Here is a 23,260-nt window from a genome sequence, read left to right on the forward strand (position 1 = left end):
CACGCCAAACCGCTGCCGTCACTTCAGCTGTCGAGAGCCCGGCTAGCCGAGCGTTGGGCGCCGAACGCCCGTCCAGCCGGGCGTATGCAGGAGTAGAGAGCTAGCCGAGGATCAGACCGGAGGTGGGCACACCCGTTCCGGCGGTGACGAGTACGTGCTCGACGTCGGGCACCGGGTTCACCGATGTGCCCCGCAGCTGCCGCACACCCTCCGCGATGCCGTTCATGCCGTGGATGTAGGCCTCGCCGAGTTGGCCGCCGTGGGTATTGATCGGCAGCCGCCCGCCCATCTCGACCGCCCCATTGGCGATGAAGTCCTTGGCCTCGCCGCGACCGCAGAAACCCAACTCCTCCAACTGGATCAGCGTGAAGGGCGTGAAGTGGTCATAGAGGATCGCGGTCTGGATGTCGGTCGGCTTGAGACCGGACTGCTGCCACATCTGCTGACCGACCAACCCCATCTCGGGGAGACCCAATTCGGGGCGGTAGTAGCTGACCATCGTGTACTGGTCGGGGCTGGACCCCTGAGCCGCCGCCTCGATGATCGCCGGCCGCTGCTTGAGGTCCTTCGCCCGCTCCGGCGACGTCACCACAATTGCGACGGCTCCGTCGGTCTCCTGGCAGCAGTCCAACAGCCGCAGCGGTTCGGCGATCCACCGCGAATTCTGGTGATCCTCAATGGTTATCGGCTTCTCGTAAAAGTACGCCTTGGGGTTCTTGGCGGCGTGCTTGCGGTCGGCCACCGAGATAGCGCCGAAGTCGCGGCTGGTCGCCCCGGACCAGTGCATGTACCGCTGGGCGATCATCGCAACCTGTGCCGCCGGTGTCGATAGCCCATGCGGATACGAGAACGAGTTGTCGGCAGCGGTCGAATCAGCCTGCACACCAGCATTTCCCACGAGCCTGGTCTGCACCTGGCCGAAGCGCATGCCCGAGCGTTCGTTGAACGCGCGGTAGGCGACGACGACGTCGGCCACACCGGTCGCCACGGCCATCGCCGCATGCAGGATGGTCCCGCACGCCGCACCCCCGCCATAACCGGTCTGGGCGAAGAATTTCAGGTCACCGATGCCGGTCGCGCGCGCCACCGCGGTCTCGTTATTGGTGTCCATCGTGAAGGTGGTCAACCCGTCGACGTCGGACGGGCTAAGGCCCGCGTCGTCCAGCGCATCCAGAACCGCCTCGGCCGCCAGCCGTAGCTCACTGCGGCCGGAGTCCTTGGAGAAGTCGGTGGCACCGATGCCGACGATCGCGGCCTTACCCGACAACATCAGGCACCCCCGATCGTGAGCGTCACGTTCGCGATGACGTGATCGCCAAGACTGTTGCGGCCGAACACCTTCAACGTGATCAGGCCGTCTTCGACGGCGGTTACCTCACCGGAAAAGGTAACGGTGTCGTAGGCATACCACGGCACTCCAAGCCGCAGCCCGATCGATTTGATCAGGGCCGTCGGTCCCGCCCAGTCGGTGACGTAGCGCTGTACCAGCCCCGTGTCGGTCAGGATGTTGACGAAGATGTCCTTGGAACCCTTGGCCTGCGCCAGGTCCCGGTCATGGTGCACATCCTGAAAGTCCCTGGTGGCCAACGCCGTTGAGATGATGAAGGTGGGGGTGCCTTCGAGCTTGAGTTCGGGCAGTACGGTGCCCACCTCCACGACAGGTGCGCTCATGCGTCCGGCTCCCAGGCGTACAGGCTCCACGCTGGGCCGGACTCACCGGCCGGGAAGTCGATGTAGGTTGCGCGAACCGGCATTCCGATCTTGATTGCGGCATGGTCGACCCCACGCAGCTCGCCGAGCATACGAACGCCCTCTTCCAGTTCGACCAGCGCGATTACGAAGGGCAGCGTGCGGCCCGGCACCTTCGGCGCGTGGTGCACCACATAGCTGTACAACGTGCCACGACCACTGGCCACCGCGAAGTCAATGGGGTCGGCTTTGTCCTGCCACACGGCCGGCACCGGCGGGTGCTGCAGGATACCGTCGGGCCGCCGCTGGACGCGCAACTCGTGGGCTTTGACGCCCTCCCAGAAGAAGGCGGTGTCACGCGACATCGCCGGACGCATCATGGCATCGGCGTCCAGGTCGGCAGGGACGGAGGCGGTATCGGTAGCCGAATCCTCGCGAGGTTTGAATTTCAGGATGCGCCAAGCCATCTCGGCTACATCTTCGTCACCCACCCGCCAGGTGATGTGCTGGTTGATGAACCAGCCCTCACCGAGCCCGGTCTGTTTCGGGCCGACGACGTCACGCATCTCGGAATGGATCGTGACCTGCTCACCGGGACGTAGATACCGGTGGTAGGTCTGCTCGCAGTTGGTCGCGACCACGCCGATGTAGCCGGCGTCATCGAACAGCTGCATGATCGGGCCCATGGGGTCGTCGGTCGGGCGCTCACCACCCTGGCCGAACATCGTCCACACCTGAATCATGGCCGGTGGAGCCACGATTCCCGGATGACCTGCAGCCTTGGCGGCGGCCTCGTCGACATAGATCGGGTTGGCGTCGCCGAGAGCCTCGACCCAGTTGTTGATGATCGGCTGATTCACCGGATCCCGGGCATCGCGCGGGGCGGCGACAACGGTGGCGGTGATCTCCGCGACCGCTTCCTTGATATCGGTCATCGAGGCACCCTCGGCACTTTGAGGCCGGCCGCCGCGATCATCTCGCGCATCACCTCGTTCACGCCTCCACCGAAGGTAATCACCAGATTTCGCTTGGTCTGCGAGTCGAGCCATTCGAGCAGCTCGGCGGTGTCGGGCTCCGCCGGGTTGCCGTATTTGCCGACGATCTCCTCGGCCAGCCGGCCGATACGCTGAATGCTCTCGGTACCAAAGACTTTCGTCGACGCGGCATCCGCGACGTTGATATCCTCGCCGGCCGCGGCCACCTGCCAGTTGAGCAGCTCGTTGATCCGCCACATCGAGTAGATCTCGCCGAGCGCGCGCTTGACGTCATCGTGGTCGATCGGCGTGACCCCGTTCCCGCCCGGCTTGGACGCCCAGAAATGAAGGCGGTCGTAGATGCCGGCGGTACGGCCGGCCGGACCCAGCATCACCCGCTCGTTGTTGAGCTGCGTGGTGATCAGCCGCCAGCCGCCGTTCTCCTCGCCGACGAGCATGTCGACCGGCACCCGGACGTCGTTGTAGTACGTCGCATTGGTGTGGTGGGCGCCGTCGGAGAGGATGACCGGCGTCCAGGAGAAGCCGGGATCCTTGGTGTCGACGATCAGGATCGAAATACCTTTGTGCTTGACGGCTTCCGGGTCGGTGCGGCAGGCCAGCCAGATGTAGTCGGCGTCATGCCCTCCGGTGGTCCACATCTTCTGGCCGTTGACGATGTACTCGTCGCCCTGGCGCACGGCCGACGTCCGCAGCGATGCCAGGTCGGTTCCCGCCTCGGGTTCGCTGTAGCCGATCGCGAAGTGCACCTCACCGGCGAGGATCGCCGGTAGGAACTTCTTCTTCTGCAACTCGCTGCCGTACTGCTGCAGGGTCGGGCCGACCGTCTGCAGCGTCACGGCGGGCAACGGCACGTCGGCGCGATGCGCCTCGTTGACGAAGATCGACTGCTCGATCGGGCCGAACCCCAAGCCGCCGAACTCTTTTGGCCAACCGACCCCGAGCTTGCCGTCCTGGCCCATCCGCCGGATCACCGCGCGATAGGCCTCGTTGTGCCGGTCGGACTCCATCGCCTTCGCCTCTTCGGGCGTAATCAGATTCGAGAAGTATTCGCGGAGCTCCGCTTGCAGCGCACGCTGCTCGGGAGTCAGATCTATGAACATTGCGCTCCCACCAGATCGAGGCGATGAGATGGCCCGCCCAGCAGGCGGGACAGGTCTTTGATCGTGGAGTAGTACCGGTGCATAGGATAAGTGATGTCCATACCCATGCCGCCGTGCAAATGATGGCAGGTCTGCATCACCGGCGGGGCCTGCGACGCGATCCAGTATCCGAGCACATCGAGATCGGCCTGCAATTGGGGGGCAGGTTCGCCCCCCAAGGACAGCCGCCACACCACCGACTTCGCGGCCAAACCGATGGTGCGCGAAGCGATGTAGACCTGGGCCAACTGCGCGGCCACGGTCTGGAAGGTCGACAGCGGCTTGCCGAACTGCTTGCGCCCGGCCACGTAGTCGGCGGTCAGCCGCAGTGCACCGGCCACCAGGCCGTCGGTGAAGGCGCCGATCGCCGCGAGCGCCAGCTCGTTGATCCGGCGAGCGGTGGCGCCGCCGAGCACGTCGGTGTCGGGAATCGCGACCGCGGCGAAGGTCACCGTGTACTCATCGGAACCATTTGACGTCGGGGTACGAACCAGCTCCACCCCGTCGGCCTTCGGCGACACCACAACCACCGCACTGTCGGCGGTCACGACAATCCAATCCGCTTGTTCGGCATATGCCACAGCGACTTTGGTGCCCGACAACCGCCCGTCGGCGAATGTGGTGGCCGGCCGGTCGGGCAGCGCCGAGCCGGGCTCGTTGAGCGCCGCGGTCAATACTGCGCCCTCGGCGACACCGGCCAGGAACCGTTCCTGCTGTTCTTCGGAGGCCAGATCCACCAGCGGCACCACGCCAAAGCCCAGGGTGGCCAATGCCGGCGTGATGGCGCCGTGCCGGCCGACCTCGGTCAGCACCGTGGCAACCTCGGCCAGACCTACGCCGTCACCGCCCAGGCGCTCCGGCACCGGCAGCGCCGTCACACCACCGCGCACCAAAGCGTCCCAGCCCGAATCTTTTTGAAGGACCGACGTAGCCACGTCGGCGACAGCCTGCTGCGTTGCAGTGAGATCGAAGTCCATCAGTTGGCAACCGCGCTCTTTCCGGTGTAGTCGACCTGCCAGTGCTTGATGCCGTTGAGCCAACCGGACCGTAGCCGTTCGGGTTCCGAAAGCGGTTTCAGGTCCGGCATGTGGTCGGCGACCGCGTTGAAGATCAGGTTGATGGTCATCCGGGCCAGGTTCGCGCCGATGCAGTAGTGCGCGCCGGTGCCACCGAAGCCGACGTGCGGATTCGGGTCGCGCAGGATGTTGAACGAGTGCGGGTCGTCGAACACCTCTTCGTCGAAGTTGGCCGACCGGTAGGACATCACCGCTCGCTGCCCCTTCTTGATCAGCACACCACCCAGCTCGACGTCCTCGTTGGCGGTGCGCTGGAAGGCCGACACCGGGGTGGCCCACCGGATGATCTCGTCGGCGGTGGTCGACGGGCGCTCCTTCTTGAACAGCTCCCATTGATCCGGGTTGTTCGCCATCGCGATCATGCCGTGGGTGATGGAGTTACGAGTGGTCTCATTCCCCGCGACCGCGAGCATCACCACGAAGAAACCGAACTCGTCGTCGGAGAGCTTCTCGCCGTCGATGTCGGCCTGGACCAGCGTCGTAACGATGTCGTCGGTGGGGTTCTCGTTGCGCTCGGCCGCCATCGCCATCGCGTACGTGATCAGTTCCATCGAGGACTGCGCCGGGTCGACCGTCGCGTACTCGGGGTCCGTACCCCCGGTCATCTCGTTGGACCAGCGGAACAGCTTGTCGCGGTCCTCCTGTGGAACGCCGAGCAGGCCGGCGATGGCCTGCAGCGGTAGCTCACACGAGACCTGTTCGACGAAGTCGCCGCTGCCCTCCGCGGCGGCAGTTTTAGCGATGTTCTCCGCACGTTGGGCGAGCTCGGCTTCCAGCCGTCCGATGGCCCGGGGGGTGAACCCGCGGGAAATGATCTTGCGCAGCCGGGTGTGGTGCGGCGCATCCATGTTCAGCATGACGCTGCGCTGCAGCTCCACCTGCTCACGCTTCATCTCCGGCGGCCACGTCGGGATAGCGCCGTTCTGCCAGCTGGAAAAGACGTCACTGCGGCGCGAGATCTCCTTGACGTCGGCGTGCTTGGTGACAATCCAGTAACCGTTGTCCTCGAAGCCGCCCGAACCGCCCGGGATGTCCACCCAGTGGATGGGCTCGGCCTTCCGTAGCTCGGCGAGCTCCGCAACCGGCAGCCCGGCCAGGTTGACGTCGGGGTCCAGAAAGTCGAAGTCTGCGGGAATGTTGGGGGGTGCCATGTAGCGTGCGCTCCTTTTACAAGGCCAATTGCAACGTGTTCTAGTGCCAGTAAAACACGGCTCCTGCGCTGATAAAAGCCGCCCGGGCATCCTCGCTTGTCAGAGTAATGAAACGTGTTCTAGCCTGACGGAATGGGTAACCCTGTCATCGTCGAAGCCACACGTAGCCCCATCGGTAAGCGGAACGGGTGGCTGTCCGGTCTGCACGCCACCGAGTTACTGGGCGCCACGCAGAAGGCTCTCGTGGAGAAGGCCGGCATCCAAGCCGGCGACGTCGAGCAAGTCATCGGCGGCTGCGTCACGCAGTTCGGCGAGCAGTCCAACAACATCACCCGGGTGAGCTGGCTGGTTGCCGGGCTCCCGGAGCACGTGGGCGCTACGACCGTGGACTGCCAGTGCGGCAGCGGCCAGCAGGCCAACGGCCTGATCGCGGGCCTGATCGCGGTGGGTGCCATCGACATCGGCATCGCCTGCGGCATCGAGGCGATGAGCCGAGTTGGGCTGGGCGCCAACGCCGGACCCGATCGCGGGATCCTTCGGCCGGCGTCGTGGGACATCGATCTGCCGGATCAGTTCACCGCCGCCGAGCGCATCGCCAAGCGTCGCGGCATCAGCCGCGAGGACATCGACCAGTTCGGCTTCGACTCGCAGCGCAAGGCCCAGCAGGCGTGGGCCGAAGGCCGGTTCGACCGCGAGATCAGCGGCATCGAGGCGCCGGTGCTTGACGAGAACAAGCAGCCGACCAGCGACGGTCACGTCGTGACCAAGGACCAGGGCCTGCGCGAGACCACGCTGGAGGGTCTGGCCTCGCTGAAGCCGGTGATCGAGGGCGGGATCCACACGGCGGGTACGTCGTCGCAGATCTCCGACGGCGCGGCCGCGGTGCTATGGATGGACGAGGACAAGGCCAAGGCACTGGGCCTGAAGCCGCGGGCCCGCATCATCAGCCAGGCGCTCGTTGGCGCCGAGCCGTACTACCACCTGGACGGGCCGGTGCAGTCGACCGCCAAGGTGCTGGAGAAGGCCGGGATGAAGATGGGCGACATCGACATCACCGAGATCAACGAGGCCTTCGCCTCGGTCGTGCTGTCCTGGGCGCGGGTGCACAACCCCGACATGGACAAGGTGAACGTCAACGGCGGCGCGATCGCGTTGGGCCATCCCGTGGGCAGCACCGGCAGCCGGCTGATCACCACCGCGCTGCACGAACTGGAGCGCACCGATCAGACCACCGCGCTGATCACGATGTGTGCGGGCGGCGCGCTGTCCACCGGCACCATCATCGAGCGCATCTAGCACCAGAAGTGCTTGTCACAAAGCCGGTTTCGGAGAAGAACCGTATCGCCGCGGCGCAGGCATATATCGACGCCCTAGTCAGCCACGCCGGCGATGCGGTTCCGTTCGCGCCGGGGTGCACCCGCATCGAGCAGGGATTCAAGAACGGCTTCTCCGGAAATCACCTGCGGCGCAGCCTCACTCGCGGACCGCAGTACCGGTTGCTCGCCGGGACCACGCCGCCGGACTATTCCATCAACGGTGACGAGGTAAGTGCCCAATACAACGTGCTGACCAAGGCGGCGTTCGGTGGACGCCGCGTCGGCGCACGGGTTGACGAGACGTTCGTGATCCCCGCCGAAAGCCCAAGCGGGGAAGCAGAAATCCACCACATCAGGGTCCGGTTCCACCCCTTCATTCAGCGCTAGGGACTACGACATGGAAAAACCAAAATCTCTCAACTCACCCGCCGTCGGCTTCTTCATCAAGTGGATGTCGAAGGGCAACGCGTGGATCTACAAGATCAGCAACGGAAAGCTCGGCGGCGTCTTCCAGAAGGCGCCCGTCGCTCTACTGACGACGACAGGTCGCAAGACCGGTGAGCCCCGGGTGAGCCCGCTGCTCTACCTGCGCGAGGGCAACCGGGTGATCCTGGTCGCATCACGGGGCGGTAGCGACAAGCACCCTATGTGGTATCTCAACCTCAAGGCCAATCCCAAAGTCTCGGTACAGATTAAGGACGAAGTCCTGCAGTTGACGGCACGCGACGCCACCGAGGCGGAGCGTGCAGAATATTGGCCGAAGTTGGACGCCATGTACCCGTCGTTCGGCGACTACCGGTCGTGGACCGAGCGGGTGATCCCGATCGTCATCTGCGACCCGTAGGCCTGGGCCCCCGTACACCGGGAGCGTCGGCCGACCGTCCGCGCCGTGCCGGCCGCATGCCTTCGCGTGAAGACCCGCCAACAACAGGACACGACCGCGTCCAACTGCTAGAACGAACGTGGCGAACCCATGCGGGGCTCCGACATCGACGGGAGCGCAGTGATGACGAGACCGGCCGCACCCGCGACCTCCGATTCCGTTCCCCTGCTCCCCTGCACGCCGGCGATCAGCCCCGCGCGGCGCGGCCTCCTTTTCGCGGCGCTGTCGCTCGGGGTGTTGATCGCGGCAATGGGCCAGGCGGTGGTGGTGCCCGCATTGCCGACGATCGTGGAAGACCTGGGCGGCTCCGGTCAGCAATCGTGGGCCGTTGCCGCCTATCTGCTCGGGGGCATCGTCGTCGTACCGGCAGCCGGCAAGCTCGGTGACCTGCTGGGCCGCAAGCGGGTGCTGGAAAGTGCCGTGGTGGTCTTTCTGATCGGCTCGGCGCTGTGCGCGTCCTCCGAAACGATGACCATGTTGGCACTTTCGCGCGTGGTGCAGGGTATCGGCGCGGGGGCGACGTCGGTGACCGCCGCGGCACTGGTCGGCGAGGTGTTCCCGATCCGGGACCGCGGCAGCTATCAGGGCATCCTCGGGGCGGTGTTCGGTGTCGCCACCGTCGCCGGCCCGTTGCTCGGCGGGTTCTTCACCGACTACCTGAACTGGCGGTGGGCGTTCTGGGTCAACGTGCCGAGCTCCATCGTGGTTCTCGCCGTAGCCGCCGCGACCATCCCGGTGCTGCCCCGGCGCCCCAAACCGGCCATCGATTACGTCGGCATCGTGATAATCGCCCTGGCCACTACGGCTTTGATCATGGCCACGAGTTGGGGCGGAACCACCTACCCGTGGGGCTCGGTCCCGATCATCGCGCTGTTCGGCGGCGCCGCGCTGGCGCTGCTCGTCTTCGTCCGAGTGGAAAGCCGGGCCCCCGCGGGCATCCTGCCGCCCCGACTGTTTCGCAGCCCGGTGTTCTCGGTGTGTTCCCTGCTGTCGTTGTTGGTCGGATTCGCGATGCTGGGCGCACTCACCTTCGTGCCGATGTACCTGCGCTACGTCGACGGCGCCTCGCCGACCATCTCGGGTCTGCGCACGCTGCCCATGGTGGTCGGGCTGCTGACCACCTCGCTGGCCGCGGGCACCCTGGTCGGCCGGACCGGCCGGTACAAGATCTTTCCGCTCGCCGGAACGGCATTGATGGCTGTCGGCTTCTTGCTGATGGCGCGGATGGACGAGTCGACGCCTTGGCTGGTGCAGTTCTGCTACCTCGTCGTCCTGGGTGCCGGGATCGGCTTCTCCATGCAGGTGCTGATCCTGATCGTGCAGAGCACCTCCCGGTTCGAGGACCTGGGCCTGGCCACCTCGGGTGTGACGTTCTTCCGTTTGGTGGGTGGAGCTTTCGGCGCGGCGATACTCGGGGCGCTGTTCGCCAACTTTCTGAACCGGCGCATGGGATCAACCCTGGCGTCGCGCGGCCTGCCGGCCGACGCCGTGCATTCGCCGGCCGCTCTCCATCGGCTTCCTCAGGATGTCGCAGCCTCGGTGGTCCGGGCTTACGCCGGGTCGCTGGGACAAATGTTTCTGTGCGCGGCCTTCATCGCGCTGGTGGGATTCGTCCTCGCGCTGTTTCTGCGCGAGGCGCCACTGAACGCGATCCACGACAGCCCCAGCTGCCTGGGAGACGGCTTCGCCGTGCCGAGAATCAAGACGCCTCAGGATGTTTTGGAGATCGCGGTCGGACGCCTGTTGGACGAGGCGCCCGAGCTGCCCCTGGGCGATCTCGCCGAGCAGCCGGGTTGTCCGCTCGACGTAGCCGGGCTGTGGGGAGTGTTGCGGATTTACCAGTACGAGCGATGGTTCGAGGCGGCCCGGCTCGCCGACATCGCCACCCACCTGCACCTGCCTCATCAAGTTCTCGAACCACTCTTCGACCGCCTCGTCGAAACCGGTTACGCGTCACGCGACGGGGACCGGCTCGTTCTGACCGCGAATGGGCTGCGGCAGGTCGACTCCCTGGCCGGCCTGGTCCGGCGGCGGCTCGTCGAGCATCTGGCAGCGTCGTCCGGCTCCGTCGAGCTGCCGAATGACGAGGAGTTCGACGCCGCCCTGCGACGCATCGCCGATGGCGTTCTGCTGCAACGAGATTGGGGTGACGACCTCGACGGGCTGGCGGTGTCCGGCAGCGCAGCCGCGCCGGTCAGCCGGTGACGGAGAGTTCGCCCGTTTCCAGCCAGCCGGCGCACGACACGCCCAGCTCGTGCAATGCGACCTGGTCGAAGCGCGCGACTTGCGCCGCCGTCAGCTCGTCGCGGTAATCACGCTTGGGCCCCTTGGGAAAGAAGGCTTTGGCGCTGGACATGTGCGCCCCGTTAAACGGCGCCATCTTTTCCGCCCGGCCGCTCATATAGTCGAACGAGCAATGCTCGGCGATGACGTCGGTGCGCAGCGATGCGGGATCGATGCCCAAGAACCCGGCGATCCGGGCGATCTGACCGGTCAGGTCATCGGTCAGATCGCGGTAGTGCAGGTGCAATACGTTCGGCTCGCCGCGCAGCTTCCACCATGACCGCACGATGTCGAACAGGTCCGAACAGCCATAGCCGCCGGTGTCGAGCCACAGGTCGAAGAAGGCTTGCACGTCCTGCGGGATCACCAACGGCGTCGAACTACCCGACCACTGCGCGTAGATCCGGTTGATTTTCGCCAGTGTCGACTCGGAGTAGTGATAGATCATGTTGTGAAAGCTAATCGCGGCGTCCTTGCCGTTTCTGCCGACAAACACGTACCGGGCCTCGCGGGCAAGAGGCAGAGCATCCGCGGGCAGGTGCGACTTGATCACTCGCCTGCTGCCCGCCGCCTGCTGTCGCTTGAGCACGTCGAGCATTCCGTCGTGATCGCCCCAGCTGGATTCGAGCCACGGCGAGGTGTCTGAAAGAGTGCCTTCGGTCTCGTCCCCGTTGTGCAATATCTGCTGGATTATCCGCTGGGTCCACGTGGTGCCGGCCTTGACCGGGGTGACGATGACGACGTCGCCGTCGACCAGGCCGCCCTGGGCAAGAAAATCGTTCCACACCAAGGAATTATGTAAATAGTCCCGCACAACTCGAGTTGGGGCGATCAACGGTTTCGTCATCACAGCGCCGCTTTTCGATCGGGCACGACGCACGAGATACGCCCGTCGTGCCAAGTTTTCCGATGGTGTCGTATCCGTGTTGGACACACTGACAATACGACATCGGTGTTCGCGTCCGCCAGAAATAACGTCCTAGGCGCCGTAGACCGGGACCGGCGGCCGCGCCTTGGCCAGCAGGTCGGCGACGACCGGGCCAAGCTCGGCGGGATCCCACCGGTCGCCCTTGTCGATCTGCGGGCCGTGCGCCCAGCCCTCGGCGACGCGGATCTTGCCACCCTCGACCTCGAACACCTTCCCGGTGACGTCGCGTGATTCGACGCTGCCCAGCCAAACGACAATGGGCGAAACGTTTTCCGGTGCCATCGCGTCGAACGCCTGGTCCTGCGTTGCCATCATCTCCGCGAAGACGGTCTCGGTCATGCGGGTCCGGGCCGACGGCGCGATCGCGTTGACCGTGACGCCGTATCGGCCCATTTCGGCGGCGGCTACCAGCGTCATGGCCGCGATGCCGGCCTTGGCGGCGCTGTAGTTGCCCTGCCCGACACTGCCCTGCAGGCCCGCACCCGAGCTGGTGTTAATGATCCGTGCGTCAACGGTTTTGCCCTCCTTGGACAACCCTCGCCAGTACGACGCGGCATGACGCATCGTGGCGAAGTGGCCCTTGAGGTGCACAGCGATGACCGCGTCGAACTCTTCTTCGCTGGTGTTGGCCATCATCCGGTCGCGCACAATCCCGGCATTGTTCACCAGGACGTCGAGTCCGCCGAACGTGTCGACCGCGGTCTGAACCAGCGCGGCGGCTTGGTCCCAGTCCGCGATGTTGGATCCGTTGGCGACGGCTTCGCCTCCGGCAGCAGTGATCTCGTCGACCACGCTCTGCGCGGCACTGCCGCCGCTTGCCGGTGACCCGTCCAGACCCACGCCAATGTCGTTGACGACTACGCGCGCACCTTCGGCCGCGAAGGCCAGTGCATGCGCGCGACCGATCCCGCCGCCCGCTCCGGTGACGATGACGACACGGCCGTCGACTATTCCCATTAGCTGCCCATCTCCTTGGATCTTCTACTTGACCGCGCTGGCGTTCGTGGTGGCCAGATAGTGCGGCGGCTCGCCGCCCCCGTGCACCTCGAGCGAAGCACCGCTGATGTAGGACGCCGCGTCGGAGGCCAGAAAGGCTGCTGCCCAACCGACGTCCTCGGGTTTGGCCATCCGGCCCAGTGGCACATTCTTGGAAATCGCGGCGATCGACTCGGCGTCGCCGTAGAACAAGTCGGCCTGTTCGGTCTCGACCATGCCGACGACGCAGGCATTCACCCGGACCTTGGGTCCCCACTCCACCGCCAGCGTCTGGGTGAGGCTTTCCAGGCCGGCCTTCGCCGCGCCGTATGCGCCGGTGCCCGGGGATGGCCGCCGCCCGCTGAGGCTGCAGATGTTGACGACCGAACCACCGCCCGGCTGGGTCTGCATCTTCTCGTTGGCGAACTGCGAAACCAACAGCGCGCCAATGAGATTGAGCTCAATGATCTTGCGGTTGAACTTAGGACTGGACTCCGCGGTCAGCACATAGGGCGATCCGCCGGCGTTGTTGACGACGACGTCGAGCCGTCCATGCCGCTCGACGATCGCGTCAATCAGCGACTTGACCTGGTCCTCTTCGCGGATATCGCAGGCGTGAAATTCATACGGCAACCCCTCGACGGCACGGCGCGCGCAGGTGATCACCGTCGCGCCCTGTTCGGCGAATACCGCACTGATTCCCGCGCCCACCCCGCGGACACCGCCCGTCACCAGAACCACCCGCCCGGCCAATCCCAGATTGATGGCGGATGCTTCGGCGCGAGTCACTGTGCTAGCGTACCAAGCAAGTGCTTGCTTAGGTAGTCGGCCTCAATTTCACGAGGAAGTGCCAATTGACCATTACATCCACCAGCACCGAACCGGGCATAGTCGCGGTCACCGTTAACTACCCGCCCGTCAACGCCATCCCGTCGCGCGGCTGGTTCGAACTCGGCGACGCGATCACTGCCGCCGGCGCGAACCCCGAGACCCACGCAGTGATCCTGCGTGCCGAGGGTCGCGGATTCAACGCCGGCGTCGACATCAAAGAGATGCAGCGCACCGAGGGATTCACCGCGCTGATCGATGCCAACCGCGGCTGCTTCCACGCCTTCCGCGCGGTGTATGAATGCGCCGTTCCGGTGATCGCCGCGGTGAACGGGTTCTGCGTCGGCGGCGGCATCGGCCTGGTCGGCAACGCCGACGTCATCGTGGCATCCGACGACGCCACCTTCGGGTTGCCGGAGGTGGAACGCGGTGCACTGGGCGCGGCCACCCACTTGTCGCGACTGGTCCCGCAGCACATGATGCGACGGTTGTTCTTCACCGCCGCCACCGTGGACGCCGCGACCCTGCACCACTTCGGTTCGGTACACGAGGTGGTCCCCCGAGACGAACTCGACGAGGCCGCTCTGCGGGTCGCCCGCGACATCGCCGCCAAGGACACTCGCGTGATCCGCGCGGCCAAAGAGGCGCTGAACTTGATCGACGTGCAGCGGGTCAACTCGAGTTACCGGATGGAACAAGGCTTTACGTTCGAGCTCAACCTCGCCGGGGTGGCCGACGAGCACCGCGACGCATTCGCCGGTACGACGAAGGGTGAGAAGCCTTGAGCGACAAGAGAACCACTCTCGACGAAGCCGTTGCCGGGCTGCGTAGCGGCATGACCATCGGCATCGGCGGCTGGGGGTCGCGGCGCAAGCCGATGGCGTTAGTGCGCGCCATGCTGCGCACCGACGTCAAGGACCTGACAGTGGTCACCTATGGCGGACCCGACCTTGGACTACTTTGCGCCGCGGGCAAGGTCAAGCGGGCCTACTACGGATTCGTCTCCCTGGACTCGCCGCCGTTCTATGACCCGTGGTTCGCCAAAGCGCGCAGCGCCGGGCAGATCGAGGCCCGGGAGATGGACGAAGGCATGCTGCGCTGTGGGCTGCAGGCCGCGGCACAACGGTTGCCGTTCTTGCCGATTCGCGCGGGACTGGGCAGCTCGGTGCTCGACTTCTGGGAAGGCGAGCTGCAGACGGTGACCAGCCCGTATCCCGCACCGGGTGGTGGCTTCGAGACGCTGCTGGCGATGCCGGCGCTGCGCTTGGACGCGGCGTTCGTGCACCTCAATCTCGGTGACAGCAGAGGCAATGCGGCCTACACCGGCATCGACCCCTACTTCGACGACCTGTTCTTGATGGCCGCCGACAAGCGCTACCTGTCGGTGGAGCGGGTGGTGTCGACCCAGGAGCTGATCAAGGCGGTGCCGCCGCAGGCGCTGCTGGTGAACCGGATGATGGTCGACGGTGTCGTCGAAGCACCCAACGGTGCGCACTTCACCACCGCCGCACCGGATTACGGACGCGACGAGAAATTCCAGCGGCACTACGCCGAGGCCGCCTCCACCGAAGAGGGCTGGCAGCAGTTCGTGGCGACCTACCTGTCCGGCGGCGAAGCCGAATACCAGTCAGCCGTACGGGCTTTCGCAAAGGAGGCAGCCAAGTGAGCACCCGAGCCGAAGTGTGTGCGGTCGCCTGCGCCGATCTGTTCAGGGACGCCGGAGAGATCATGGTCAGTCCGATGACGAACATGGCCTCGGTCGGCGCACGGTTGGCCCGGCTGACGTTCTCCCCCGACATCCTGCTGACCGACGGCGAGGCACAGCTGCTGGCCGACACCCCCGCGCTGGGAGCCTCGGGTGACGTCGAGGGGTGGATGCCGTTCGGCCGGGTCTTCGAGACCCTGGCCTGGGGCAGGCGCCACGTGGTGATGGGCGCGAATCAGGTTGACCGCTTTGGCAATCAGAACATTTCGGCGTTCGGGCCCCTGCAACAGCCCAAGCGCCAGATGTTCGGCGTCCGCGGCGCGCCCGGCAATGCCATCAACCACGCGACCAGTTACTGGGTCGGCAACCACTCCAAGCGAGTGTTCTGCGAGAAGGTCGACATCGTCTGCGGAGTCGGCTGGGACAACGTGGACGCTGACAATCCGGCATTCCGGTTCGCCAACACCTATCGGGTTGTCTCGAACCTCGGCGTGTTCGACTTCGGCGGGCCGGACCGCAGCATGCGGGCGGTGTCGCTGCATCCGGGTGTGTCGGCCGACGAGGTCCGGGAGAACACGTCGTTCGAGATCGACGGCCTCGAAGGCGCCGCGGAAACGCGGCTGCCGACCGACGAGGAACTACGCCTGATCCGGGAGAAAATCGACCCGAAAGCGTTGCGCGACCGAGAGATACGTTCATGAGCATTCCACCTCCTCCTCATCGCCTCGCTCTGCATCGTCGGCGGTGGCTATGAAGTTGCGCACGCCGCTGACCGATCTGGTCGGCGTCGAGCACCCAGTGGTGCAAACCGGGATGGGCTGGGTGGCCGGCGCGCGGCTGGTGGCGGCCACCGCCAATGCCGGCGGGCTCGGCATCTTGGCGTCGGCCACGATGACACTGGACGAGTTGGCGACGGCCATCGGCAAGGTCAAGGCCGCCACCGACAAGCCGTTCGGTGTGAACATGCGCGCCGATGCGGCGGATGCAGGCGACCGGGTTGAGCTGATGATCCGCGAGGGCGTGAAGGTGGCGTCGTTCGCGCTGGCGCCCAAGCAGGAATTGATCGCCCGCCTGAAAGAGGCCGGGGCGGTGGTGATTCCGTCGATCGGAGCGGCCAAGCACGCACGCAAGGTCGCGAGCTGGGGTGCCGACGCTATGATCGTGCAGGGCGGCGAGGGCGGCGGGCACACCGGACCCGTCGCGACCACGCTGCTGCTGCCGTCGGTGCTGGACGCCGTGCAGGGCACCGGTATCCCGGTGATCGCGGCGGGTGGCTTCTTCGACGGGCGCGGGCTGGCTGCCGCGTTGTCCTACGGTGCGGCCGGGGTGGCGATGGGCACCCGGTTCCTGCTCACCTCGGATTCGACCGTTCCCGAAGCGGTGAAGCGCCGTTACCTGGAGTCGGCCCTGGACGGCACCGTGGTCACCACGCGGGTCGACGGCATGCCGCATCGGGTGCTGCGCACCGGGCTGGTCGAGAAGCTGGAAAACGGCACGCCGATAAGGGGTTTGACCGCCGCCGTGCGCAATGCCGCGAAGTTCAAGCACATGTCCGGAATGACCTGGAAGTCGATGATCCAAGACGGCATGGCGATGCGTCACGGCAAGGAAATGACCCTGGCGCAGGTGGTGATGGCGGCCAACACTCCAATGTTGTTGAAAGCCGGCCTCGTTGAGGGCAACACCGAAGCCGGAGTGCTGGCGTCCGGACAGGTCGCCGGCATTCTCGAAGACCTACCATCGTGCGCCGAGCTGATCGAGGCGATCGTGCGCGACGCGATCAAGCACCTGCAATCGGCGTCAGGGCTGATCTCGGAGTAGCCTCCGACGCCGAGTGTGAACCTCACGACGCAACACGCCGTCTTGGCGTCGTGCAGTTCACACTCGGGCCGGTGGAGCGCCACCCGGCGGCGTGCATCGCTGCCACGACGCGGGCGACGAAGGTGCCCTGGCGGTATCGAAGTAAATCGCTGCTCGCTCTAACGACCGTCCAACCCAGAGCGAGTAATGCGCTGTACCGGTCGATGTCCCGGTCGCGCTGCTGGCGGTCCGTCCAGTGTTGTGGACCGTCGTATTCGATGCCGAGGCGAAGCTCCTCGTAGCCCATGTCCAAGCGGGCGACGAAGTCGCCGAATTTGTCGAATACCCGGATCTGGGTTTGCGGTTTCGGCAAGCCGGCGTCGATCAGCGCCAGCCGAGTCCGCGTCTCCTGCGGGGATTCCGCGCCTGCGTCAAGCAGTGGCATTACTCGGCGCAATCGGGTCAGACCACGCGCTCCCGGGTGCCCGGCGATGACGGCCTCGATGTCAGTCTGTGCCACGCCCGTCGCATTCATCAGCGCATCGAGCCGTTGAACAGCGTGCAGTCGCGAGACGGTCCGTCGCCCGATATCGAAGGCGGTCCGCGCCGGTGAAGTGACCGGGACACCATCGACGATGAACACTTCGTGGGATTCCAGGAAATCCGTGTGGACGGTAATCCCGCTGGGAGGCCGCCGATTGTCATGCACCAGTTCGGCATTGAGTGCCGCGCTCACCCATTTCGTGCCGAGCAACGCGGCCGCCGAGTGGCCCGCGACGACCGCCCTGCGTCGCGACCACAACCACGCTGCACAAGCACGCTGGGCCGCCGTCAGCTCGATATCGGCCGGAGCGTAGACCCCGGGGTAAACGGGTTCGTACAACGCACGCATGGCCCGCTCCGGCAATGCTTTGGCGGCCAGCGCTTCCGAGACCAGGAAGGGCCACGGATGTTCTTCCATGGCCGCATGCTGGCATCAGCCACCGACAACTTTCACCGAGTGTGCATCCTGCGACGCGACGCGCCGACAACGCGTCGAGTGATTCACACTCGGCGAAGAAGGTGGACCGGTGTTACAGGCGCTCGATGATCGTGACGTTGGCGGTGCCGCCGCCCTCGCACATGGTCTGCAGGCCGTAACGGCCGCCGATGCGCTCGAGCTCGTTGAGCATGGTGGTGAAAAGCTTTGCGCCAGTGGCGCCCAGCGGGTGACCGAGGGCGATCGCGCCGCCGTTGGGGTTGACCTTTTCCGGATCGGCCTTGACTTCCTTGAGCCACGCCATCACCACCGGTGCGAATGCCTCGTTGATCTCGACCGTGTCGATGTCGCTGATCGAGAGCCCGGTCTTTTCCAGCGCGTAACGGGTTGCCGGGATGGGGCCGGTCAGCATGAACACCGGATCGGCCGCACGGGCGCTGACGTGGTGGATGCGGGCGCGGGGCTTGAGCTTGTGGTCCTTGACCGCCTGCTCGGAAGCCAGCAGCACCGCGCTCGCGCCGTCGGAGATCTGGCTGGCCATCGCCGCCGTCAGCCGGCCACCCTCGACCAGGGTCTTAAGGCCGGCCATCTTCTCCAGCGACGACTCGCGCGGGCCCTCGTCGACCCGGAACGGCCCGGATTCGGTTTCGACAGTGATGATCTCGTTGTCGAAGTGACCGCTGCGAATCGCCGCGAAGGCGCGCTCGTGGCTGGTCAGCGAGTACTGCTCCATTTCCTCGCGCGACAGGTTCCACTTCTCGGCGATCATCTCCGCGCCGCGGAACTGGGAGATCTCCTGGTCGCCGTAGCGATGCAGCCACTGCTTGGACTCGTTGGTCGGCGAGGTGAAGCCGAACTGCTCGCCGACCGTCATGGCCGACGAGATCGGGATCCAGCTCATGTTCTGCATGCCGCCGGCCACGATGAGATCGGCCGTACCCGCCATGATCGCCTGTGCGCCAAAGGAAACCGCCTGCTGGCTGGAGCCGCACTGCCGGTCCACGGTGACGCCGGGGACCTCTTCGGGATAGCCGGCGGCCAGCCACGAGAGCCGGGCGATGTTGCCGGCCTGCCCGCCGATGGCGTCAACACAGCCGGCGATCACGTCCTCGACGGCGGCGGGGTCGACATCCACCCGGTCGAGCAGTCCGCGCCACGCATGGGCGCCCAGGTCGACGGGATGGATCCCGGCCAGTGCACCGTTGCGCTTGCCGACCGCGGTACGCACAGCGTCGATGACGTACGCCTCAGCCATGGTGTCGCTCCTCATCACTTCGTTCCGCATCGTCGCCGACACGAGCCATGTTCAGACTCCTTCTCTGGTGATCCCGCCAAGCACGATGGCGAGATATTGCTGGCCCACCTGTTCCGCGGTGAGCGGGCCGCCGGGTTGATACCAGCGCACCGACACCCAGGTGGTGTCACGGATAAATCGGTAGACAAGGTCGACGTCGAGGTCGGGCTGGAAGTAGCCCTCGTCGACGCCCTGATTCAGCAACTCGACCCACATCTTGCGTTGTTGCCGATTCATGTCCTCGATGTAGGAGAAGCGGGGCTGCGACAGCAACCGCTGAGCTTCGTCCTGGTAGATGACGACCTGCGCGTGCCGATGCTCGATCGCCTCGAACGAGGCCATGAACAGGCCCTTAAGTCGCTCCAGCGGATTGGTTTCGCTGTCGACGATTTCTTGGTAGCGGGCGAACAACCAGTCCAGGAAGCTGCGCAACAGCTCGTCGACCATCTCCTCTTTGGAGGAGAAATGGTGGTAGAGGCTGCCGGACAAGATGCCGGCACCGTCGGCGATATCGCGCACGGTCGTGGCGCGCAGACCCCGCTCGGCGAACATGGTGGCGGCGAGCTCCAAGAGCTCGTCTCGCCGGCTGTTCGCCTGACCGGTCACTCGGTCCACCCGGTCAGGATATCAACCAAGCGCTTGCTTGGCTACCCGGGATCACGGGTGCTGACTGGAAACCGAGATGACCTCGCCGGTGAGGTAGCTCGAATAGTCGCTGGCTAAGAACGCGATGGTGGCCGCGACTTCCCACGGCTCGGCGGCCCGTCCGAACGCCTCGCCGGCCGACAGCCGGTCCAGCAGATCGGAGGAGGTCGTCTTGTCCAGGAACTTGTGCCGCGCGATGCTGGGCGACACCGCATTGATACGGACATCGTATTCGGCGGCTTCGATTGCGCTGCAACGGGTTAGCGCCATCACGCCCGCCTTCGCGGCCGCATAGTGTGACTGCGAGTGTTGCGCCCGCCAGCCCAGAACGCTGGCGTTGTTGACGATCACGCCGCCATGCGGCGCGTCGCGAAAGTAGCGCAACGCGGCCCGGGTGGCGCGGAACACCGAGGTCAGAGTGACGTCCAGGACACGGTCCCATTCGTCGTCGGTCATGTCGGCCACCGGCGTCTGCCCGCCCAGGCCGGCATTGTTGACCAGCACGTCAATGCGCCCCATCCGCGCGGTGGCCGAGTCGATCAGCGCATCGACCTGAGCAGTCGACGTCACGTCGCACACCACATGCTCGACCCGACCCTGGCCCAGCGCCGACAATTCCTCGGCGGCCTCGCCCAGCCGTCGTTCGTGGTGGTCGGAGATCACCACGTCGGCGCCCTCGGCCAAGGCCCGGCGGGCGGTCGCCGAGCCGATGCCGGTGCCCGCTGCCGCCGTCACGACGACGACCTTTCCGGTCAAGAGTCCATGTCCGGCAATCTCTTTCGGCGCTTCGGCCAGACTCATGCTTCCTCCTGTGTCTTCGCGCAAGCGCTCATCCACGAACTTCCCGGGGTAGGCCGAGCACCCGCTCGGCGATGATGTTGCGCTGAATCTCGTTGGATCCGCCGTAAATGGTGTCGGCGCGGCTGAACAGGAACAGCCGCTGCCACTCGTCGAACTCGCCGTCCGCCAGGGCGAGGCCCGGCTTGCCGACGACGTCCATCGCCAGCTCGCCCAGATCGCGATGCCAGTTGGCCCACAACAACTTCGACACGTTGTCCTGGCCGGGCTGCTCGACGTCCATCGTGGCAAGCGCGTAGCTGCGCATGGCCCGCAGGCCGGTCCAGGCCCGGGTCAGCCGCTGCCGGATGAACGGATCATCGGCGGCGCCGTTGCGTTGCGCGACCTCGGCCAGGTTGGAAAGCTCACGGGCGTAACGGATCTGCTGCCCCAGCGTCGACACCCCGCGCTCGAAGGTCAGCGTTCCCATCGCGACCCGCCAACCGTCACCCGGCTCGCCCACCACCAAGCCTGCCTCGGTGCGGGCATCGTCGAAGAAAACCTCGTTGAATTCCGAATCTCCGGTCAACTGGATGATCGGACGCACTTGCACGCCCGGCTGGTCCAGCGGCACCAGCAGATACGACAGCCCGGCATGCCGCTTGGAACCCTTCTCGGTGCGCGCGACCACGAAGCACCACTGCGCCCAGTGCGCCAGCGACGTCCACACCTTCTGGCCGTTGATCACCCACTCCCCACCTCCTGAGCCGTCGAGCTCGGCGGTGGTCGCGACGTTGGCCAGGTCGCTGCCGGCGCCCGGCTCCGAATACCCCTGGCACCACAGCTCGGTCACGTCGAGAATTCGCGGCAGGAAACGCTGCTGCTGCTCGGGCGTGCCAAACGCGATCAGCGTCGGACCGAGCAGCTCCTCGCCGAAGTGGTTGACCTTGTCCGGAGCATCGGCCTTGGCGTACTCCTCGTAGAAGGCCACCCGGTGCGCGGTCGAGAGCCCCCGGCCGCCGTGCTCTTCCGGCCACCCCAGACAGGTCAGTCCCGCCGCGGCGAGATGCTGATTCCATGCCCGGCGTTCTTCGAATGCTTCGTGCTCGCGCCCTGGACCGCCCAGGCCCTTGAGCGCTGCGAATTCACCGACCAGATTGTCGGCGAGCCAACCGCGGACCTCCGCCCGGAACTCCTCGACGTCCTGCATGCCCTGTAGGCTAACCTACCAAGCACTTGCTTTGTTAGGAGTATCCCCATGACTGGCGATCCGCGCACTGTGCCCGCGGCGTTGGATCGTTTCGTCGACCGATTCCCCGACCAGGTTGCACTGATCACCGAGGACAGGTCCTTCACGGCGACCGAACTCCGCGACGAGGTGCACCGCGCGGCCGCGGCGCTGATCGCGCTGGGTGTCGAGCACGGCGATCGGGTGGCGGTGTGGTCGCCGAACACTTGGCATTGGGTGGTCGCGTGTCTGGGGATTCACCACGCCGGCGCCGCGCTGGTGCCGTTGAACACCCGCTACACCGCCGCCGAGGCCAGCGACATCCTGGCGCGCACGGGTGCGCCGGTGCTGTTCGGGATGGGGCAATTCCTCGGCAACGATCGCGTTGCCGGCCTCGACCGTGCCGCACTGCCCGCGCTGCGCCACATCGTCCGGATTCCGATCGACGCCGACGATGGGAATTGGGACGAGTTCATCGAGGAGGGCACCGACACCGACGCCGTGATCGCCCGGGCCGCTGAGGTCGTGCCCGACGACCTCAGCGACATCCTGTTCACCTCCGGTACCACCGGCCGCAGCAAAGGTGTGTTGTGCGCACACCGGCAATCGCTGTCGGCGTCGGCGTCGTGGGCAGCCAACGGCAAGATCAGCAGCGACGACCGCTATCTGTGCATCAACCCGTTCTTCCACAACTTCGGCTACAAGGCCGGCATCCTGGCGTGCCTGCAAACCGGGGCGACGCTGATCCCGCATCTGACCTTCGATCCGCTGCGCGCACTGCAGGCGATCGAGCAGCACCGCATCACCGTATTACCCGGGCCGCCAACGATTTACCAAACTCTGCTCGATCACCCGGCCCGCGGCGACTACGACCTGAGTTCGCTGCGGTTCGCCGTCACCGGGGCCGCCACCGTTCCGGTTGTGTTGGTGGAACGCATGCAGTCCGAGCTCGACATCGACATCGTGCTGACCGCCTACGGCCTGACCGAGGCCAACGGCATGGGCACCAGTTGCCGTGCCGACGACGATGCGGTGACGGTCGCGACCACCTGTGGCCGCCCATTCGCCGGCTTCGAACTACGCATCGACGCAGCGACTCCCGGTGAATCCGGCGAGGTGTTACTGCGGGGGCCGAACGTGATGCTGGGCTACCTCGACGACCCGGAGGCCACCGCCGCGGCCATCGACACCGACGGCTGGCTGCACACCGGCGACATCGGCGTCCTCGACACGAACGGCAACCTGCGCATCACCGACCGCCTCAAGGACATGTACATCTGCGGCGGATTCAACGTCTATCCCGCCGAGATCGAACAGGTGCTGGCCCGCATGGACGGGGTGGCCGACGTCGCGGTGATCGGGGTTCCCGACGAGCGCCTTGGCGAGGTCGGCCGGGCATTCCTGGTGACCCGGCCCGGCGCGAACCTCGACGAGCAGTCAGTAATCGCTTACGCCCGAGAACATTTGGCGAACTTCAAGGCACCACGGTCCGTGCGGTTCGTCGACGAATTGCCGCGCAACGCCGGCGGCAAGGTGCTCAAACCACAACTGCGAGAATGGACCTGAAAT

The 23,260-nt window shown here is 65.7% G+C and carries 23 protein-coding genes; 9 read left to right on the top strand and 14 right to left on the bottom strand.

Annotated features, from left to right (window positions below; genetic code table 11):
• Positions 1-100: 100 nt before the first annotated feature.
• The 6 genes from MAAFP003_RS24780 to MAAFP003_RS24805 are packed head-to-tail and all read right to left on the bottom strand — an operon-like array spanning position 101 to position 6,050.
• Positions 101-1,270, bottom strand: a complete 1,170-nt coding sequence (locus tag MAAFP003_RS24780) for a lipid-transfer protein (protein WP_096290285.1) — start codon at positions 1,268-1,270, stop codon at positions 101-103.
• A complete protein-coding gene (locus tag MAAFP003_RS24785; protein WP_096290286.1) occupies positions 1,270-1,671 on the bottom strand; it encodes a MaoC family dehydratase in 402 nt (133 codons plus the stop codon). Before MAAFP003_RS24785 ends, MAAFP003_RS24780 begins: the two co-directional genes overlap by 1 nt.
• Complete coding sequence (locus MAAFP003_RS24790; protein ID WP_096290287.1) at positions 1,668-2,624, bottom strand: bifunctional MaoC family dehydratase N-terminal/OB-fold nucleic acid binding domain-containing protein; 957 nt, start codon at positions 2,622-2,624, stop codon at positions 1,668-1,670. Before MAAFP003_RS24790 ends, MAAFP003_RS24785 begins: the two co-directional genes overlap by 4 nt.
• Positions 2,621-3,784: an acyl-CoA dehydrogenase FadE29 gene (gene fadE29, locus MAAFP003_RS24795; protein WP_096290288.1), complete on the bottom strand. Its 1,164-nt coding sequence runs from the start codon at positions 3,782-3,784 to the stop codon at positions 2,621-2,623. The genes MAAFP003_RS24790 and fadE29 overlap by 4 nt, the downstream gene beginning before the upstream one ends.
• Positions 3,775-4,800: an acyl-CoA dehydrogenase family protein gene (locus MAAFP003_RS24800; protein WP_096290289.1), complete on the bottom strand. Its 1,026-nt coding sequence runs from the start codon at positions 4,798-4,800 to the stop codon at positions 3,775-3,777. The genes fadE29 and MAAFP003_RS24800 overlap by 10 nt, the downstream gene beginning before the upstream one ends.
• Positions 4,800-6,050: a cytochrome P450 gene (locus tag MAAFP003_RS24805; RefSeq protein WP_096290290.1), complete on the bottom strand. Its 1,251-nt coding sequence runs from the start codon at positions 6,048-6,050 to the stop codon at positions 4,800-4,802. Before MAAFP003_RS24805 ends, MAAFP003_RS24800 begins: the two co-directional genes overlap by 1 nt.
• A 132-nt stretch (positions 6,051-6,182) precedes the next feature.
• On the opposite strand from MAAFP003_RS24805, the gene MAAFP003_RS24810 reads away from it, so the two are divergent.
• From MAAFP003_RS24810 to MAAFP003_RS24825, 4 genes are all read left to right on the top strand, one after another.
• Positions 6,183-7,346 carry a steroid 3-ketoacyl-CoA thiolase gene (locus tag MAAFP003_RS24810; protein WP_096290291.1) on the top strand — a complete coding sequence of 388 codons (1,164 nt, stop codon included), beginning with the start codon at positions 6,183-6,185 and terminating at the stop codon, positions 7,344-7,346.
• Between the two features lie 8 nt (positions 7,347-7,354).
• Positions 7,355-7,753, top strand: a complete 399-nt coding sequence (locus MAAFP003_RS24815) for a DUF8021 domain-containing protein (RefSeq protein ID WP_096290292.1) — start codon at positions 7,355-7,357, stop codon at positions 7,751-7,753.
• A gap of 10 nt (positions 7,754-7,763) precedes the next feature.
• Entirely contained in the window at positions 7,764-8,210 is a 447-nt protein-coding gene (locus tag MAAFP003_RS24820; protein WP_096290293.1) for a nitroreductase family deazaflavin-dependent oxidoreductase, read from the top strand.
• Positions 8,211-8,372: 162 nt separating this feature from the next.
• Complete coding sequence (locus MAAFP003_RS24825; RefSeq protein ID WP_096290294.1) at positions 8,373-10,454, top strand: MDR family MFS transporter; 2,082 nt, start codon at positions 8,373-8,375, stop codon at positions 10,452-10,454.
• On the opposite strand, the gene MAAFP003_RS24830 is transcribed toward MAAFP003_RS24825, so the two are convergent.
• From MAAFP003_RS24830 to MAAFP003_RS24840, 3 genes are all read right to left on the bottom strand, one after another.
• Positions 10,444-11,319, bottom strand: coding sequence for a sulfotransferase domain-containing protein (locus MAAFP003_RS24830; protein ID WP_243394191.1), 876 nt, complete (start codon positions 11,317-11,319; stop codon positions 10,444-10,446). The genes MAAFP003_RS24825 and MAAFP003_RS24830 overlap by 11 nt on opposite strands.
• A gap of 192 nt (positions 11,320-11,511) precedes the next feature.
• Positions 11,512-12,417, bottom strand: coding sequence for an SDR family oxidoreductase (locus MAAFP003_RS24835; RefSeq protein WP_096290296.1), 906 nt, complete (start codon positions 12,415-12,417; stop codon positions 11,512-11,514).
• A 24-nt stretch (positions 12,418-12,441) separates the two neighbouring features.
• Positions 12,442-13,224, bottom strand: a complete 783-nt coding sequence (locus MAAFP003_RS24840; protein WP_165796488.1) for an SDR family oxidoreductase — start codon at positions 13,222-13,224, stop codon at positions 12,442-12,444.
• A 65-nt stretch (positions 13,225-13,289) separates the two neighbouring features.
• On the opposite strand from MAAFP003_RS24840, the gene echA20 reads away from it, so the two are divergent.
• From echA20 to ipdC, 4 genes are read left to right on the top strand one after another with little or no spacing between them, the layout of a single operon-like run.
• On the top strand, positions 13,290-14,048 hold the full coding sequence (echA20, locus tag MAAFP003_RS24845) for a (7aS)-7a-methyl-1,5-dioxo-2,3,5,6,7,7a-hexahydro-1H-indene-carboxyl-CoA hydrolase (RefSeq protein ID WP_096290297.1): 759 nt from the start codon (positions 13,290-13,292) through the stop codon (positions 14,046-14,048).
• Positions 14,045-14,929, top strand: coding sequence for a cholesterol ring-cleaving hydrolase subunit IpdA (gene ipdA / locus MAAFP003_RS24850; RefSeq protein ID WP_096290298.1), 885 nt, complete (start codon positions 14,045-14,047; stop codon positions 14,927-14,929). Before echA20 ends, ipdA begins: the two co-directional genes overlap by 4 nt.
• Positions 14,926-15,669, top strand: a complete 744-nt coding sequence (ipdB, locus tag MAAFP003_RS24855; RefSeq protein WP_096290299.1) for a cholesterol ring-cleaving hydrolase subunit IpdB — start codon at positions 14,926-14,928, stop codon at positions 15,667-15,669. Before ipdA ends, ipdB begins: the two co-directional genes overlap by 4 nt.
• Positions 15,670-15,718: 49 nt before the next feature.
• Positions 15,719-16,789, top strand: a complete 1,071-nt coding sequence (gene ipdC / locus MAAFP003_RS24860) for a (3aS,4S,5R,7aS)-5-hydroxy-7a-methyl-1-oxo-octahydro-1H-indene-4-carboxyl-CoA dehydrogenase (protein WP_096290300.1) — start codon at positions 15,719-15,721, stop codon at positions 16,787-16,789.
• A 22-nt stretch (positions 16,790-16,811) separates the two neighbouring features.
• Here ipdC and MAAFP003_RS24865 read toward each other — a convergent pair whose 3' ends face one another.
• From MAAFP003_RS24865 to ipdE1, 5 genes are all read right to left on the bottom strand, one after another.
• Positions 16,812-17,729, bottom strand: coding sequence for a DUF559 domain-containing protein (locus MAAFP003_RS24865; RefSeq protein WP_096290301.1), 918 nt, complete (start codon positions 17,727-17,729; stop codon positions 16,812-16,814).
• 112 nt (positions 17,730-17,841) lie between these two features.
• Complete coding sequence (gene fadA6, locus MAAFP003_RS24870) at positions 17,842-19,002, bottom strand: steroid 3-ketoacyl-CoA thiolase FadA6 (protein ID WP_096291395.1); 1,161 nt, start codon at positions 19,000-19,002, stop codon at positions 17,842-17,844.
• A 51-nt stretch (positions 19,003-19,053) separates the two neighbouring features.
• Positions 19,054-19,656: a TetR family transcriptional regulator KstR2 gene (gene kstR2, locus MAAFP003_RS24875; RefSeq protein ID WP_096290302.1), complete on the bottom strand. Its 603-nt coding sequence runs from the start codon at positions 19,654-19,656 to the stop codon at positions 19,054-19,056.
• A gap of 42 nt (positions 19,657-19,698) precedes the next feature.
• Positions 19,699-20,487 carry a (5R,7aS)-5-hydroxy-7a-methyl-1-oxo-2,3,5,6,7,7a-hexahydro-1H-indene-carboxyl-CoA reductase gene (gene ipdF, locus MAAFP003_RS24880; RefSeq protein WP_096290303.1) on the bottom strand — a complete coding sequence of 263 codons (789 nt, stop codon included), beginning with the start codon at positions 20,485-20,487 and terminating at the stop codon, positions 19,699-19,701.
• Between the two features lie 28 nt (positions 20,488-20,515).
• Complete coding sequence (gene ipdE1, locus MAAFP003_RS24885) at positions 20,516-21,673, bottom strand: acyl-CoA dehydrogenase IpdE1 (RefSeq protein ID WP_096290304.1); 1,158 nt, start codon at positions 21,671-21,673, stop codon at positions 20,516-20,518.
• A gap of 48 nt (positions 21,674-21,721) precedes the next feature.
• On the opposite strand from ipdE1, the gene fadD3 reads away from it, so the two are divergent.
• Positions 21,722-23,257 (top strand): 3-((3aS,4S,7aS)-7a-methyl-1,5-dioxo-octahydro-1H-inden-4-yl)propanoate--CoA ligase FadD3, encoded by a 1,536-nt coding sequence (fadD3, locus tag MAAFP003_RS24890; RefSeq protein ID WP_096290305.1) that lies wholly within the window; start codon positions 21,722-21,724, stop codon positions 23,255-23,257.
• The last annotated feature ends 3 nt before the right edge of the window (positions 23,258-23,260 follow it).

Origin of the sequence: Mycobacterium ahvazicum, assembly GCF_900176255.2 — a bacterium.
GTDB classification, from domain to species: Bacteria; Actinomycetota; Actinomycetes; order Mycobacteriales; family Mycobacteriaceae; genus Mycobacterium; species Mycobacterium ahvazicum.